This is a genomic window from Natrarchaeobius versutus (assembly GCF_041205745.1).
Lineage (GTDB): Archaea > Halobacteriota > Halobacteria > Halobacteriales > Natrialbaceae > Natrarchaeobius > Natrarchaeobius versutus.
In genome coordinates this window covers 36,446-51,720 of record NZ_JBGFCC010000014.1, presented here as the reverse complement: position 1 = coordinate 51,720, position 15,275 = coordinate 36,446, and the positions used below count along the sequence as shown (strand labels likewise).

Annotated in this window: 16 protein-coding genes; 9 read left to right on the top strand and 7 right to left on the bottom strand. The window is 63.2% G+C overall.

Annotated elements, in window-relative coordinates; all coding sequences use genetic code 11:
• Together AB7C87_RS23330 and AB7C87_RS23325 are read right to left on the bottom strand one after the other, a co-directional pair.
• Entirely contained in the window at positions 1-1,185 is a 1,185-nt protein-coding gene (locus AB7C87_RS23330; protein ID WP_369731930.1) for an argininosuccinate synthase, read from the bottom strand.
• Positions 1,186-1,519: 334 nt separating this feature from the next.
• Positions 1,520-2,779 (bottom strand): helix-turn-helix transcriptional regulator, encoded by a 1,260-nt coding sequence (locus AB7C87_RS23325; protein WP_369731929.1) that lies wholly within the window; start codon positions 2,777-2,779, stop codon positions 1,520-1,522.
• A 245-nt stretch (positions 2,780-3,024) separates the two neighbouring features.
• Here AB7C87_RS23325 and AB7C87_RS23320 point away from each other — a divergent pair, with 245 nt between their 5' ends.
• Positions 3,025-3,525 (top strand): 2'-5' RNA ligase family protein, encoded by a 501-nt coding sequence (locus AB7C87_RS23320; RefSeq protein WP_369731928.1) that lies wholly within the window; start codon positions 3,025-3,027, stop codon positions 3,523-3,525.
• Positions 3,526-3,650: 125 nt separating this feature from the next.
• Positions 3,651-4,007 carry a hypothetical protein gene (locus AB7C87_RS23315; protein WP_369731927.1) on the top strand — a complete coding sequence of 119 codons (357 nt, stop codon included), beginning with the start codon at positions 3,651-3,653 and terminating at the stop codon, positions 4,005-4,007.
• Between the two features lie 79 nt (positions 4,008-4,086).
• Here the strand turns inward: AB7C87_RS23315 and AB7C87_RS23310 are convergent, their stop codons facing one another.
• Positions 4,087-6,261: an ATP-dependent DNA helicase gene (locus tag AB7C87_RS23310; protein WP_369731926.1), complete on the bottom strand. Its 2,175-nt coding sequence runs from the start codon at positions 6,259-6,261 to the stop codon at positions 4,087-4,089.
• A 91-nt stretch (positions 6,262-6,352) separates the two neighbouring features.
• On the opposite strand from AB7C87_RS23310, the gene AB7C87_RS23305 reads away from it, so the two are divergent.
• From AB7C87_RS23305 to AB7C87_RS23290, 4 genes are all read left to right on the top strand, one after another.
• Entirely contained in the window at positions 6,353-6,490 is a 138-nt protein-coding gene (locus AB7C87_RS23305; protein WP_369731925.1) for a hypothetical protein, read from the top strand.
• Between the two features lie 43 nt (positions 6,491-6,533).
• Entirely contained in the window at positions 6,534-7,262 is a 729-nt protein-coding gene (locus AB7C87_RS23300) for a CPBP family intramembrane glutamic endopeptidase (RefSeq protein WP_369731924.1), read from the top strand.
• 230 nt (positions 7,263-7,492) lie between these two features.
• The gene (locus tag AB7C87_RS23295; protein WP_369731923.1) at positions 7,493-7,900 is read left to right on the top strand and encodes a hypothetical protein; all 408 of its coding nucleotides are present in this window, start codon (positions 7,493-7,495) and stop codon (positions 7,898-7,900) included.
• Positions 7,901-8,338: 438 nt separating this feature from the next.
• Positions 8,339-8,524, top strand: coding sequence for a hypothetical protein (locus AB7C87_RS23290; RefSeq protein WP_369731922.1), 186 nt, complete (start codon positions 8,339-8,341; stop codon positions 8,522-8,524).
• A gap of 38 nt (positions 8,525-8,562) precedes the next feature.
• On the opposite strand, the gene AB7C87_RS23285 is transcribed toward AB7C87_RS23290, so the two are convergent.
• The gene (locus tag AB7C87_RS23285; RefSeq protein WP_369731921.1) at positions 8,563-9,297 is read right to left on the bottom strand and encodes a hypothetical protein; all 735 of its coding nucleotides are present in this window, start codon (positions 9,295-9,297) and stop codon (positions 8,563-8,565) included.
• Between the two features lie 730 nt (positions 9,298-10,027).
• On the opposite strand from AB7C87_RS23285, the gene AB7C87_RS23280 reads away from it, so the two are divergent.
• Positions 10,028-10,540 carry a metallophosphoesterase gene (locus AB7C87_RS23280; protein ID WP_369731920.1) on the top strand — a complete coding sequence of 171 codons (513 nt, stop codon included), beginning with the start codon at positions 10,028-10,030 and terminating at the stop codon, positions 10,538-10,540.
• A gap of 425 nt (positions 10,541-10,965) precedes the next feature.
• Positions 10,966-11,097, top strand: coding sequence for a DUF7859 family protein (locus AB7C87_RS23275; RefSeq protein ID WP_255455301.1), 132 nt, complete (start codon positions 10,966-10,968; stop codon positions 11,095-11,097).
• A 74-nt stretch (positions 11,098-11,171) separates the two neighbouring features.
• Here AB7C87_RS23275 and AB7C87_RS23270 read toward each other — a convergent pair whose 3' ends face one another.
• Entirely contained in the window at positions 11,172-12,365 is a 1,194-nt protein-coding gene (locus AB7C87_RS23270) for an MFS transporter (protein WP_369731919.1), read from the bottom strand.
• 251 nt (positions 12,366-12,616) lie between these two features.
• Complete coding sequence (ltaE, locus tag AB7C87_RS23265) at positions 12,617-13,639, bottom strand: low-specificity L-threonine aldolase (RefSeq protein ID WP_369731918.1); 1,023 nt, start codon at positions 13,637-13,639, stop codon at positions 12,617-12,619.
• A 161-nt stretch (positions 13,640-13,800) separates the two neighbouring features.
• Here ltaE and AB7C87_RS23260 point away from each other — a divergent pair, with 161 nt between their 5' ends.
• Positions 13,801-14,532: a class I SAM-dependent methyltransferase gene (locus AB7C87_RS23260; protein WP_369731917.1), complete on the top strand. Its 732-nt coding sequence runs from the start codon at positions 13,801-13,803 to the stop codon at positions 14,530-14,532.
• Positions 14,533-14,602: 70 nt separating this feature from the next.
• Here the strand turns inward: AB7C87_RS23260 and AB7C87_RS23255 are convergent, their stop codons facing one another.
• Positions 14,603-15,250 (bottom strand): helix-turn-helix domain-containing protein, encoded by a 648-nt coding sequence (locus AB7C87_RS23255; protein ID WP_369731989.1) that lies wholly within the window; start codon positions 15,248-15,250, stop codon positions 14,603-14,605.
• Positions 15,251-15,275 lie beyond the last annotated feature (25 nt).

The window sequence follows — 15,275 nt, the reverse complement described above, 5'->3', positions numbered from 1 at the left end:
TCACTCGTCCTCGTCGATCACGCTGTTCGCGAGACGGCGCTGGAAGCCGTGATACTTCGCGACGCCCGTGGCGTCTTCCTGGTCGATCTTGCCGACCGACTCGGTGTCGAAGGAGGCGTGTTCGGCCGAGTAGGCCGCGTACTCGCTGTCTCGGGCGACGGCACGGGCCTGTCCACCCTCGAACCGAATCGTGACGGTGCCGGTGACGCGTTTCTGGGTCTCGTCGATGAAGCCCTCGAGCGCGCTCACGAGCGGCGCGTCGACGAGTCCCTCGTAGCCCTTCTTCGACCACTTCTGGTCGATCAGCTGTTTGAACTCGCGTTCTTCCTGGGTGAGGACGAGCCCCTCGAGGGCCTCGTGGGCGTTGAGCAGGGTCGTCGCGGCGGGGTGTTCGTAGTTCTCACGAACTTTGAGTCCGAGCATGCGGTCTTCCATCGAGTCGGTACGACCGACGCCGTAGGCGCCGGCCACCTCGTTTAGGTACTCGATCAGCGCGACCGGTTCCATCGCCTCGCCGTCGACGGCGACCGGGTAGCCGTTCTCGAAGCTGATCTCGATCTCTTCGGTCTCACCGGTCGGATCCTGGGTCCACTCGTAGATGTCGGCCGGCGGGACGTAGTTCGGATCCTCGAGTTCGTCGCCCTCGACCGAGCGACTCCAGAGGTTGGTGTCGATCGACCAGTCGCCGCCGCTTCCTCCTTCGACGGGCAGGTCGCGCTCTGCGGCGTACTCCTGTTCCCACTCGCGGGTGAGCCCGAGTTCGCGCACGGGTGCGATGACTTCCAGATCCGAGTCGCGCCAGACGGCCTCGAACCGGAGCTGGTCGTTTCCTTTCCCTGTACAGCCGTGGGCGATGCCGGTACAGTCCTGTTCTTCGGCGACCTCGAGGATCGCCTTGGCGATCACGGGACGGGCGAGCGCCGTGCCGAGCGGGTACCCCTGGTACTCCGCGTTCGCGCGAACGCCGTCGAGACAGAGGTCGGCGAACTCCTCGGTCGCGTCGACGACGTAGTGTTCCAGATCGAGCGCCGTCGCGGTCTCTTCGGCCTCGTCGAACTCTTCGGCCGGCTGTCCGACGTCTACCGTGACGCCGATCACCTCGTCGTATCCGTACTCCTCCTCGAGCAACGGGACACAGACCGTCGTGTCCAATCCACCCGAGAACGCAAGTGCCACGCGTGTCATGTCGTACTCGAGTAAAACGCCAGGATGGACTTAAATTCGTTGATTTAGATTTAGAAAATTAAGTCCAGAGCGGTCGCTAACCGAAAATCGGTCACTTTCCGGTGGTAGTGATGAAACGTTCGGACGAAGACGATGGATGAAGTAGTGTAGTGTGGGCTCAACGAGCCCGCCGCCGGGGTCGCCGCGGGCGCTCCGGGGAGACGGTCCCGTCGGTACCGAAATCGGTGAACTCGATTCCGACGGAACGGATCATTGCCGACGGCTTGTAAACGGGGCGTATTAAATCCTGCTATCCGTATCAACCCTCGTCTCCGACGCCTCGAGTTCCGTGAAATTACGATGGCTCCTCGTCGTCGGGAAGCGACAGCACGTTCTCCCGGCCGATTCGGAAGACTTCGACCTCCTCGTCCTCTCGAAGCCCGCTGACGACCTGGCTCGTTTTGGCTTCGGTCCACTCGAGTTCGGCGACGATCTCCTGTTGTTTGACCCGTCCGCCGCGTCGCTCGAGTAGCCGCAACACGCGCTCTTCGTTGCTCAGGAGTTCGTCGGGCGGTCCGTTTGTCTGGCCGACCGCCCCGTTGGGCTCGATCGGAGCTCCTGTCTGGTCGGTTGGACCGTTGCCGGGTGGCTGTCTGACTCCGTCAGCCCGGTGTCTGATCACCCAGCCGATCGCGGCGGCGGCCACCAACAGCCCGAGCGCACCCGCAACGGCGAGCCACGGTGTCGCCGGACTCTCCTCGGGTTCGGCCGGATCCTCCGTTCCTTCCGCGTTCTCGATGAGAACGATCAGCGGCTGTTCGTCGGTGAACTCGGTCCCGTCGCCGTCCCAGAAGATCGATCCCTCCGGCGGATCGTCCGGCGATGGATCGGCTTCCCGAACGATGTATCCGTCGGGCCAGAAAAACTGCAACGTCGTGTCGTCGACGAGCGTAAAGCCGGCGAGTGCGTCTCCGGCTTCGATTCGGTTGATCTCGACGTGGGAGAACGACGACCACTCGAACGTAAACTCGACGTGGCCGAGGTTCCGCGGCGCCGAGCTGGTGTCGGTCTCGACCTCGACGTTCGAGATCTCCATCTCTCGATCCGTCCGGTTCTGTCCTTCCTCGAGGATGTCGTTCCAATCGGAGTGTTCTTTCGCCGCGTACTCCTCCGGATTCTCCTCGACGTCGTCACGGAGACGCTCCCAGTTTTGCGTCGAGTCGTTTTCGAACCGGTAGTCGACGACGAACGTTGCCGAGGTGTTCTCGTGGAGGAACACGTCTATGTGGACCTCGTCTGCATTGTCGAGCTGGGCGCTTTCGTTGAGACCGTCGTCTTCGCTCTCGTTGAGGTCGTCTCCGGTTTCGTTGTCCGGTCCAGTCTCGGCATCGGATTCGTTGGTCGGCCCGTCCCCGTTTTCGGTTTCGTTCCCGTCGACGAGTTCGCCGTCGGCGTCGTCTGCGGTCTGTTGTTCGTCGTCCGCAGTCTCCTGAAACGCGGCGCTCTCCACGCCGGAATCGGCCACCACAGCGGACGACGCCGACGGAACGGCCGCGACCAAGCACCCGACTACCACGAGCACGCAAACAAGGGCCCGTAGCCCCCTCACGTCCATTATGGGTGTATGTCGTAGCCGACTAAATAGGTCTTTCCGACGCCGGCGACTGCTGGTTTTTAACACCTCGCTTTCTTGTGAATGTTTAACACTGGTGGGTGGAACGTTTTCCCCGAAGACGTTCGCTTCGACTGAACGACGTCGGCGAACAGTCGCCCCGACGGTGAGTGACATCGGGTCGTCGACTCCCCGACCGTCGAGGTGGAACGCAGGACTGATATCCACGGCAACGCTATCTCGATCGAGTGTACAGCGTCAACGTACCGGTTCCCGGGCGCGTCAGAACTCTGGCGAACGAACTCTATCCCGAACTCGTCGGTTTCGACAGCGTCCGCGAGGAGCACTCCTGTCTCCTCAAACGGCTCGGCGAGGCCGACCACGTCGCTCAGTTACAACATCGCGCCCACCGCGCACTCGAGGGGACGCCCGCCGTCGAGGCGCGCATCACGGGCATCGACTACTTCACGGACCCGCCGCTCGGATCGGCACCGGTCGTCTACCTCGCCGTCGAGAGCCCGGGTCTCGAGGCGATCCACGCCGACCTCGCCGACGCGTTCGAGGCGATCGACGGCCTCGAGGGTCCCGAGTACGTTCCTCACGTCACGCTCGCCCGGGGCGGCGAGGAGACAGCCGCAAAACGGCTCGCCGACCGCGAGATCGAACCGGTCACCTGGACGGTCACCGAACTCGAGTTCTGGGATGGAACGTACAAACTGCCGGTGAGTCGGGTCTCGCTTCCCTCCTGATCGGCCGCCGATCGTCGCTCGCCGCCGACTCTCGCGAAAATAAATGTCGCTTCAGATATATTCTCCCGAGCGACGCTGGTGTATCGGCCGGAAGTTATTCCCAGCCGGTTTCGCTATCACCGGTCATGCGCCGACGTGCTTTCATCACACTCGCCACAGTCGTTCCACTGGCCGGCTGTAGCGGCCTCCTCGGCGGGGGCGGTGTCGATACGACTCTCGACGAGGACGAAGTCGTCGAGTTCAGCGCCGACGAGGGTGCCGAACTGTCGATCACTGTCGACGTTAACGAAGTGTTTCAGCCCGAGGACACGGATACCGACCTCGAGCGAGATGCGGTCACGCTCCGGATCGACCACGCTAACGAGGGAGTCGTCGACACGTGGATGGTCGAGGAGTCCGAGTCGTTCGAGCTGACGATCGATACCGGCGGAACCCACACCGCGATGGTGACCAACGGCGTCGCGGACGTGACGATCGAGTGATCGGGCATCGCCGGGAGCAGTCGGGAACCAGCGGGATTGTCCGCTCGAGTACGGATGTCGTGCGTTCGGCCGCCGACGATTACGGCGACGGCGGCTCTCCGCCGTAGCCGTCGTGGTCGGCGTAGAAGTTCAACATCGCGAACTTGAGCTTGGTCGGGTCGATATCGAGTAACTCCTCTCGTTCCTCGTGGGGAAAGCTCCCGTTGACGCTGTACTTGCCGAGGTTCGATTTCGCATCCCTCGAGTACCGGGCGTCTACGAGGGCGCGGACGCCGACGTCCTCGGGCGAACGGATCACGCGTCCCAGCGCCTGTCTCGTCTTTCGGACGGTCGGAATCTCGACGGCGTAGCGCCAGCCCGTCTCCGTCCCCTCGAAGGCCGCGTCGTAGGCCTCCTGGACCGCTTCCGCGCGATCGTCCAGATGCGGGTAGGGGACGCCGACGACGAGCACCGTGCGGGCGGCGTCGCCGTCGAAACTGACGCCCTCGGCGAGGGTCCCCCACAGCGACGTACAGAGAACGGCCCCGTCGTCGTCGACGAACTCCTGGCGCATCTCCTCGGCGGGCGTACCCGGCTCGTCCAGATAGACGGTCACGCCGTCGGCGCGCCGCTCGAGTCGCTCTGCGTACCGACTCGCCTCGCCGTAGTTAGGGAAGAAGACGAGGGTGTTTCCGGGCGTCATTCGAACGGCGTCGTGGATCGTCCCGGTGACCTCCTCCTGGACTGCTGGATCGTCCCGATCCGAGGAGAAAAGCGGCGGCGTCTCGACGGCGTACGTCCGCCGGTTCTCCGGCGGGAACTGGAGCCCGTAGGCCATCGTCACCGCCTCCTCGAGTCCCAGGACGTCCTCGGTGACGTCGAACGGCTGGAGCGTTGCGCTCATCAGGATCGTCGCGGCCACCTCCTCGAAGAGTTGTCCCGTCACCTGCCGCGGCAGGCAGGTGTAGAGCTCTGCACGGCCGTAGATTTCGTCGGTGCCGGCATCTCGAGTTACCGAGACGACCGGGTACAGTCCCTCTTTCGACCCCTCGTTCATCCAGGCGCTGACGAACGCGGCGGCCTGGAGGGTCTGACACTCCGTCCGCGTCGCCGTCTCGCCCTCGCGGTAGGCTTCCTCGTACTCCTCGTCTAGGTCCTGGCCGAGGGTAATCGCGGCCTCGAGATCCGCGTCGATCCCCCGCCCCGAGTATCGCTGGAGGAACTCGAGGGTGAGATCGTCCTTCCGGTCCTCGTTGGCGATGGGAACGTCCTCCCACCCCTCGCCGATTCGCTCTCGCTGGCCAAACCCGAAGGACGCTTCGTACGTCTCGACGACCGCACGGTGAAACGCCGAGAGGACGTTCGCGGCGTCCTCCGAGCGCGGATCCGAGGTATCCGTGAGTTCGTCCAGCGCCGACTCGAACGTCCGCTCGGAACAGGTTCGCGTCGCGTGTTCGCGGGCGGCGTCTTCGACGTTGTGAGCCTCGTCGAAGACGGCGATGACGTCCTCGGGATCGCGGCCGAGCCAGCGGAAGAACTGCTCGCGGATGGTCGAATCGAGCAGGTGGTGGTAGTTACAGACGACCAGATCGACGCCCTCGATCCCCTCTTTCAGGAGTTCGTAGCCACAGAACTCGCTTCGTTCGGCCCGCTCGAAGATCTCCTCGGGCGTGCGGACGTCGTCGTAGAGCCAGGCGAAGAAGTCGTCCGTATCCTCGGTCAAGTTGTTCCGGTAGTACTCACAAACGTTCTGTTCCTCGAGGTCCCCGAGGCGTTCTTCGATCGACTCGAGTTCGTCCATCACCGCCGAGCGAGCGTCGGCCGCACCGCCGTCGCCCTCCTGGCTCTCCGCTAAGAGTTCACGCTGTCGGCGCTCGAGCTGGTCGCGATCGCGTTCGGCGTCGACGACCGCACGGGTGTTGTCCCGAAGCGCCTGACACTCCTCGTAGCCGACGTCGATGTGACACATCGAGGACTTTCCCTTGAAGACGATCGCACGGATCGACTCCTCGGCGGTGATCGCCCGCGCTTCCGCGACGAACTGGCGCATCTGCTGGTGGACGTCCGTCGTGATGACGACCGTCTTGTCCTGCTCGCGGGCCACCTCGAGTGCGGGGGCGAGCGACGAGAGGGTCTTTCCCGTCCCGCAGGCGCCCTCGAAGAGGACGTCCTGTCCCCGAACCAGCGTGTTGTAGATTCGGTCCATCGCCTCGCGCTGGTTCTCGTAGGGCTGATCGTAGGGGAAAAACCGCATGTAGCCGCTCGTCTCGGACACGGTGGGTGATTGGTTCCCGCTACGATAAAAGCGTTCGTCTCACTCGAACCCTCGAGAAGCCGGCGTCGTCGGCCTCCCCGTCGTCGTGGCGATGACCGGATCGACGGGTGGGATGCTCGAGACGACGGTCGTCCAACTGGGCGGAACCTGTCTGCTCATCCTCGTCTGGGCACGGCTTGTGGCGGGCGGCGGAGAGGTCGCTGAACGGGTATACGAGCCCGAATCATAACTGCCTGCGGAGTGAACAACGAACGAAACCGAGGCGAACGACGATGGACGGGAAACGACTCTCAGATCCGACCCGGTTCGCGCCAGAGCCAGCCGTCGAACCGCTCGAGACTCTACCGTGGTGGATCGTCCTAGTTCCGCTGGTTCCGGTGGCGTCGTCGTATCTCGTGATCGCCGGCGGGTTCGTCGCCCACCAGGGAGCCGACCCCGGCTTCCCGGAGAACGTCGAATTTCTCGTGATGGGTGTGGCAAGCGTCCTGGTCCTCGCGGCGCTGTTCGTTTGGTGGGACCGCGAGACGTGGCGGGCCGCCGTTCCCGTGCGACGACCCTCGATTCGTGAACTGGGCGCGGGCGTCGTCGGGTCCGGGGTCGCCGTCGGCCTCCTCTGGCCGGCAACCAACGTCGCCGTCGCGGCGATCGGATTCTCACCGCGAACGCCCGCCGGTGCCAGCACGACCGTCGGGCTCGTTGCCGTCGTGTTCGGCGTGGTTATCGTGGCGCCGCTCGCGGAGGAGATGCTCTTTCGCGGGATTCTCTTTGGTTACCTCCTCTCCAGGTGGGGGCGCATCTCCGCCGCCGTCGGCGGATCGGTGCTCCTCTTCGGCATCGTCCATCCGGGTGCGGCAGGGGTGTTGTTCGCGGTCCTCTCGGGACTGCTCTTGGCGCTCCTTCGGATCCGGTACGACAACCTGGTCGGCGCCTGGCTGATGCACGCCCTCGTGAATGTCTCGGCGTTTGTCATGGCGATCGGACTCCTCCCAGCGACGTATTGATGCGGTCTGCTGTCCGTCAGTACCGGTGGGACCGCAGGCGTGTCGCCGTCACACTGGTAGATCGGTACAGCGATCCGTCTGACTCGAGGCTCGAGGTCGCGGGCGGCGCGAGAGATCGATTCTACCCTCATCGGCGGAGTCTCCGTCCCCGTCGCGCTGACTGCTACCGAATATCACTGCCAGCACCTGCGCGGTCTACCGACTTATACGTCCAGTCCCTCGCCCCGACTATGCCCATCCCCGGCTACGATTCCGGTACCGTCGCGGAGTTCACACTCGAGCGCGCGGGCGCACGACTGGACGTCGTCGCGGGCGTCGTCCCGGAGCACGTCGGCCTCGAGCCGGCCGCCACGGACCCCCCGGCGGGCGCGTTGTCGACCCCCGTCGACCTCGTCGGTGTCGAGGATTTGCGGGCGATCGAGGCGATCCGCGTCGAACTCGTCTACGACCCATCAGAATTGCCGCCGGGAGCCAGTCCGACCGACGTCGCGGTGGGCGTCGAGATCGAGGAGGGCTGGTCCCCGCTTCGATCGGCCGTCGACCTCGAGGAAACCACGGTGACCGCAGTTTCGAACGACCGGCCGCCGGGATCGACGGTCGTCGCGATCCACGACGAGACCGCGGGTGAGCCAGCGTAATCGCCGGCTCAGTTTCCGTTCCGGGTAAACGGACCCCTTCGTTTCCGCTCGAGACGCCGACGTCGTAATCCACGCCTGTAATTGGCGCAAGTACGGATAGGTATCCTCGAAGGATACTGGCTGTGTGAGCTTAAAAACTGATTTTAGCTTTGTGAGTGCCTGCTACACGGGTACGAATCTTCGCGTAATCCGTAACCAGTGACGGCCTCATTGTTTGGCCGACTCTGGAGTGCGGTTCAGTAGTCTGGTGTTCCCTTCTCCCCCATCACAGGAGTTAACTTCCAGATCGTTTTTGGACCAAAGGTTTTGATAAATTTTGACCCTCAATGAAAAATGAGATGTTAAATTCGGTCGGTCAACATGAAACGTCGATCTGACGAATGATACGTGGACTGCTCGAAATGTTTAAATGCGAAGAGAGGGGGAATATAATGTAAAATGGATACGACTGAGTGGATGCTTACTATCATCGCTTATACTTTCATAGTATACACTTTAGCTACAACGGATATAAGAGAATCAATCATCGTTCTTCCCCTCCATTTTCTGATGATAGCCCTCCCAATATTCATGATAATAGACGTAGCCACAGAAATAACTGGCTTCGGAACTTGGAAAGACTGACGGAAACACTCAAACAAAAAACGGAAGAGGTGGCTGGTCTAACTGACGACGTCAACCGCTTCAGTTGGATCCGCGACGTCCCAGTCCGTAGTTGCAGATGGATCCATGACGATATCCAAAGGATTCGTTGAGAGGGATCCCTCAATCGAATTGATGTTCGCAGTTGGGGAAGTTGCGATATTGTGCTGATAGTATCCGTGGACGGACCCAGGATCCGATCCTGCGCTTAACGTAGCTGCCAACAAGAAGTCATCGTCAGAATCAATCCAAGGCAGGACAGAGTCCTCACTCAGATCGACAAGGGCAGCAACTCCACCCTCTAGACTCTCGGACCAGAACGAGATATCGTGATTGTCATCTGGAGTTCTTATGCTCTCGTCTGTGGGAGTCCAGTCTCCAGCCCAACTGATACCGATGACGTCTTCAACATACGTGGTATCTCTGAACGACCCAGTCCAGCCATCAAGACTCATCATCACCTGAACGCGTGCTTCGTTATTCGACCCAGAGGTTTCGAATGCAACGGCATTAATTTCTGACTCGTCTTCGTCGAACCAGCGCTGAGGAGTGAGCTCTTCTTCGTCTGAAGGATCCTCACGAGAGGATGCCTCCCTACCCACTACCGTGGACGAATTTAGCCTATAATTTAACTCATGACTTTCCAGAACTTCATGAACACCATCAGATCCGTTCTCACTGAAAGCTTCCAAGACTTCACTATCAATATTATCATAGTAGTCGTCTTGGGAGGGCTCAGCCGCACCAGTCATCATTCCTACAACGCTAATTGATGCCAATCCAGTGGCGGTGCCAATGAACTATCTTCTATTTGGCATGCATTCTATTAATTGATATGGCCAATATAGATATTTTATGGAATTAACCAATACTAATAGCCTAACACCCTCGCCAATGGCGCAAGTGAATAGTTCACAAAGATGTTCTGGTGTGTACAACACCGTTCGTCGTCGGGTCGAACGGCGTCGCCGGCACCCCACGCTCGCGTAGGCATTCGAACACCGCGTTGACGTCAAGGGCCGTCCCTGAGCGTCGATTAGTACAATGTTTGTCTCCGGCGCATGCACGTCAAGTCTGGCGGCCAGCCGGAGGGTGTTCTCGTGGTTCGTCGCGAGGTTGTCAACGATCCGCCGGATGCAAGCCCACCGACGTCGCGGTCGGCGTCGAGACCGACGAGGGCTGGTCCTCGCTTCGATCGGCCGTCGACCTCGAGGAGACCACGATGACGGCGGTCTCGAACGACCGCCCCCCGGGATCGACGGTCGCGGCGATCCACGACGAAATCGCGGGTGAGCCGGCAGAATTCCCGGCTCAGTTTCTGTTCCGGGCAAAACTGACCCCTTCGTTTCCGCTCGAGACGGGATTCCTTTCTCCGTCGTTTTCGCGATGCGAGCGGCGTCTGCCCGGCGCGAACTCGGCGGTGTCCACGGACTCTGACGAGTCGAAACGAAAAGGAACGTCACTCCCGACTCCCAAACCAGGGCAATGATCGCTATCTTCTCGGATACGCACAGTCACCGCGGCCACGAACTCGAGGGAGCGGCGCTTTCCGCCGCTCGAGAGGCCGACGCCGTGATCCACGCCGGCGATTTCACCAGCGCCGCGGCGCTCGAGGCGTTCCAGGGCGAGTGCGACCGGCTGTTCGCCGTCCACGGCAACGCCGACAGCGCGGCCGTCCGCGACCGCCTGCCGACCGCCCGGACCGTCGAACGGGACGGAATCCGATTTGCCGTTACCCACCGACGCGATGGCGGGGCGACCGGGTTGTCAATGTTCGGCCGCTCGCGCGACGCCGACGTCGTCGTTTCCGGACACACGCACCGCCCGACGCTCGTCGAGACCGACGACGCGGTGCTCGTCAATCCCGGCAGTTACGCTCAACCTCGCGGAAACACGCCGGGATTTGCCGTCGTCGAGAGCCGAACGGACGGGTTCGAGATCGAACTCCGACAGCCGGACGGAACGCCGATCGACGCCGTCGAACGCTCTCGAGAGTAGGGCTTTGGAACCGTTCTCGAGGGACAGCGTCTACGAGGCGGGGAACTCGTCAGCAGTCCCCGAAGGAAAACACGTCGGCGGTCTACACGGGAGGGCGCGTCAGCGGGGGCAGACGGGCGGGTGGGACGTCGGCCGGAGCCGAACGAACCGGAGGGCGTTTCAGCGGGTGGTGGAAGGGACGAGCCTGGGATCGAGGCCAGGGGTCGCCGGGGACCGGGCGACACCCACCTTCGGCTACGCCGGCCGATTCAATATAAGCGACGTAAGCTCAAAAGCCGGTTTTACCTATCGGCATCGACACCCGAAGAGCGGGCGATATCTGTCTCGTCAGACCGCACGCCGACCGATACGGACCGATCACGTCCTGTCCGGCCGCTCGAATCGCGTCGAAACGATTTTGCCCGCAGGGGCGGTACCCATCTCCTATGTTCGAGTTCATCCCAGACGATCCGGTCATTATCGCGATCGTTCTGATCCTGCTCTCGCTGGTCTTTTTCTCGTATCTGTTGCTCCGCCGAACGATCCTCGAGTTCCGCGAGGGAATGGACGGTCGATAGCGTGACCGGTCTCCGTTCGCGCCCGATTTTCGGATTCGGTAGTCGGTAATATTCTGCAGGCGATGGCGGTCGTTCTACGCGCCGACTGTCCCGTCGTTGCCCGGCCTGAACGCGACACCGAGGAGGGTCATAGAGACGCTTACGGCCCCCAGTGCGACGAACGCGGGAACGTAACTCCCGGTGACGTCCCTGATTCCGCCGACGACTGATGGGCCGACCGCCGCGACCATATATCCGATCCCCAACCCCATCGTCGCCAGTCGATCGGTCGTCGGACCGTCGGCCGCGAGGTCGATAGGGAGCGTGAGCGCGATCGTGAACAGCCCGCCGCTTCCCGAGCCGAGAAGTGCCGCGAGGAGCCAGGGGTACGTCGAGGGTGTGAGCCCGATCGCGACGATGCTTGCGGCCGTCACGCCACCCATCGCGAGGATCCACGGCCGGCGGTCGGCGACCCGGTCCCCGAACAGCATGAACAGTCCCATTCCGACGACCTGCGTCAGCGTAAACGTCGTCAACAGAAAGCCCGCGGTGGTTTCGTCCCAGCCGATCGCGACGTACCGCGGCGCCAACCAGGTGAGTCCGGAGTAGAAGACCGTCGACGCGCCGACGAAAAAGAGCGTGACCGCCCACGCGATCGGACTCCGCCAGGGGAGTCGTCGTGGCGGTTCTGATACCCGTTCGGAATCCCCACTCCCGCCGCGTACCAGTACAACGAGAACGACGGCGGCGACGACGGCGAGCAACGCCCAGCTCGCGAGGGCCGCCGTCCACGAGTCGGCGATTTGGTAGACCGGGACGGTCAGTCCCGCCGCAAACGTCGCGCCGAGTGCCAGGCTGATCGAGTAGACGCCGGTCGCGAACGCCGCCCGCTCAGGGAAGTACTCGTCGACGAGCGCCGGCAACAGCGTCTGTCCGACGGCGATGGCGATCCCGACGACGACCGTCGTCACGAACAGGATCGCGACGCTGTTGCCGGCGACCCGCGCGGCGGTCGCGAGGCCGATGAGCACGATCGCCCAAAACAACCCTCGTTCGCGACCGTACCGTGCGACTCGAGGCGTCAGAAACGCGAACAGACCCATACAGAACATCGGGATCGTCGTCAGGAGGCTCACCGCGGTATACGACAGCGCCAGTTCGACCCGGATCACCTCGAGCACCGGTGGGACGGACGCGATCGCCGGTCGAAGGTTGACTGCGGCGAGGACGAACGCGGTCAACACGAAAAGCGTCGACGCGTTTCGGTCGACTGTCGGGCGATCGGTCATGAGACGGTATGACCAATCAGCCCACAAAAATGTCGCGTTCGTCCCGCTCGCGCCCGTGATCCGCGAGACCAGGAAGGCGCTCGCCGTCGTCGCGGCCGACACCTGGCTGGCTCATACGGCTTCCTGTCGGTCAGTTCCGGCGCAACCACCGTCCGGGTCGCGGTTGCAACGGTGGACTCGCTACACTCCTCCACCGAGACTCGTCTCACACGGTTCGACTCACTGCCGGTACATCGGGACAGCAATCCGTATCAGGGGGAGGTCGCCGCCTCGACGCGCGGTATCGCCCGTTCGATATCGTCCCGGGAGACGTTCCGGTGCGTACAGAAGCGGATCGTCGTCGGGCCGAACGGCGTCGCCAGCACGTTCCGTTCACGGAGGCGCTCGAGGACGGCGTCGGGCTCGAGTCCGCTTGCGGAAACCCCGACGAGGACGATGTTCGTCTCCGGCTCTTGGACGTCGAAGCCGTCGACGCCCGCCAGCCCGTCGGCGAGGACGCGTGCGTTCTCGTGGTCCGTCTCGAGGTCGTCGACGTTCTCGAGCGCCCGGAGGCCGGGAGCGGCGACGATACCAACCTGGCGCATTCCGCCGCCGAACAGCTTGCGGGCCCGACGCGCTCGCTCGACGAACGCCTCGCCTCCGGCGAGCATCGAGCCGACGGGCGCGCCGAGGCCCTTCGAGAGACAGAACATCACCGAGTTGACGTGTCGGGTGATCTCGGTGACGGGAACGTCGAGCGCGACGGCGGCGTTGAATACGCGTGCGCCATCGAGGTGGACTGGCACGTCACGTTCGCGGGCCGCTTCGGCCACGGCTTCGATCGCCTCGAGGGCAATCGCAACGCCGCCTTTCGCGTTGTGCGTGTTCTCGAGACAGAGCAATCCGGTTCCGGGCCGGTGGAGGTCCTCCTCGACGTATTCGGATTCGACCTGTTCGGGGGTTGGAACCCCTCGAGCGCCGCCGTCGAGGGGCCGAACCTGGAGGCCGGCGTGTCGGGCCAGGCCGCCGAGTTCGTACTTGTAGACGTGGCTCTCGCGTTCGACGAGCGCCTCCTGGCCGGGCTCGGTGTGGACGTGTGCCGCGATCTGATTGCCCATCGTGCCGGTGGGGACGAACAGCGCGGCCTCCGTTCCGACCGCCTCGGCGGCCCGACGCTCGAGGGCGTTGACGGTGGGGTCCTCGCCGTAGACGTCGTCGCCGACTTCGGCGTCTCGGGACGCCTCGCGCATCGCCTCGTCGGGTTTCGTCACCGTATCCGAACGCAGATCGATCATGGCCGTCGTACCGGCGCGACGAGCAAATAGCCGGCGGTCGTCGGAGAGCAGACGCCGGTTCCGGTTGCTCGAGGCGGTCGACGCTCGGCTCCAGTCCTATCTTATAAATACACGATAGGTTTCGCGAATAGCTCCACCGTGGTCTCGACTCGAGTATCGGTATGGACGGCGCGTCATCGACGGCGACGGACGACGACGGATCGATCGCTTCGACGGCAACAAGTCCCGACGGGTCGACCGCTTCGAGGGCGGACGACGACCACCTCGAGCGAAGTCGGGCGATGTGGGACCGCTGGAGCGACTACTACACGCTGAGCGAGCGGGACTTCGAACCGATGCGCGAGGCCGCGATCGACGAACTGGCACTCGAGTCGGGCGATCGCGTCCTCGACGTCGGCTGTGGGCCGGGGGTCAACTTCGAGCGGATTCGCCACGATATCGGAGACGATGGAACGCTCGTCGCCGTCGATTACAGCCCCGAGATGGTCGAAAAAGCTCGAGAGCGGATCGACCGCCACTGCTGGGAGAACGTCGAGGTCCACCGCGCGGACGCGACGACGGTCGAGTTCGACGAGCGATTCGACGCGGCGATCGCCACGCTCTCGATGAGCGTGATGCCGGACGTTCGCGAAGCGGTCGAGAACGTCCACCGCCACCTCGCCCCCGGCGCCCAATTTGCGGTTATCGACATCGGCCCCATCCCCGAGGGACCCGCGCGGATCGCGAACCCGTTTCTCCGGCGGTTTCTCCGCTGGTATGCCAACTGGAACCCCGACGGCGATGTCCCCGCTTCCGTAGCCGCGGTCTTCGCGGAGAGCGAACTCGTCGACAGGTTCTTCCTCGAGACGTGTTACACCATCCTCGCGCGAAAAGCGGACGTCGGTGGTGACTGACGGTATCCAGCCGAACCGACCCCAGCCGAACCGACCCCAGCCGAACCAATCCTACCCGAACCGACCCGAATCACAGCTGCGTCTCGAGCGTCCGCCCGACCACGTTAGCCTCGCCGCGACGGACGAGTTCCGAGGCGGTCGACACCGCACAGTCCAGTTTCTCGGCGACCGCCTCGATCCCGTTTCGCCGCGGAATCTCGTAGAATCCGACCTCCCGTGCGGCCTCGAGCGCCGCGAGTTGGCGATCGGAAACGGGCGTCTCGGCGACCGTCACGGAGTCGCTCACCCACAGGACGTCGGCCGTCACGCCCGTCGACAACTCCTCGAGAACGCCCGTGAGATCCGCCGGGTGGCCGACGATCGTGAGTCGGATCGTCCGATCGGAGCGAAGCTCGATCGGCGGCACGACGACGACCGTCTCCTGGGCGAGTGCGTTCAGCAACGACAGCCCCTCGGATTCGAGTCCCCGGCGGAGGTACACGAAAAAGCCGTCGTCCGTCGGCGTGAGGTCGTACTCCCGGACGCGCCCGAGTTGGGCGAGCGTCGACTCGTACGCCGACGGCTCGCCGGTGACGTACGAGGTGATCGTCTCGACGCCGTCGATCGACTGTCCGCCGAGGACGACCTCCCGCTCGAGGTCAGGAGAGTCACAGATCGCCGCGTGGATCGGTGAAAGCGTCTCCGCGTCGTGTGCGAGGGAGACGTGCATCGACTTCATCGTTCGGGAGTACGGATCGCCCACA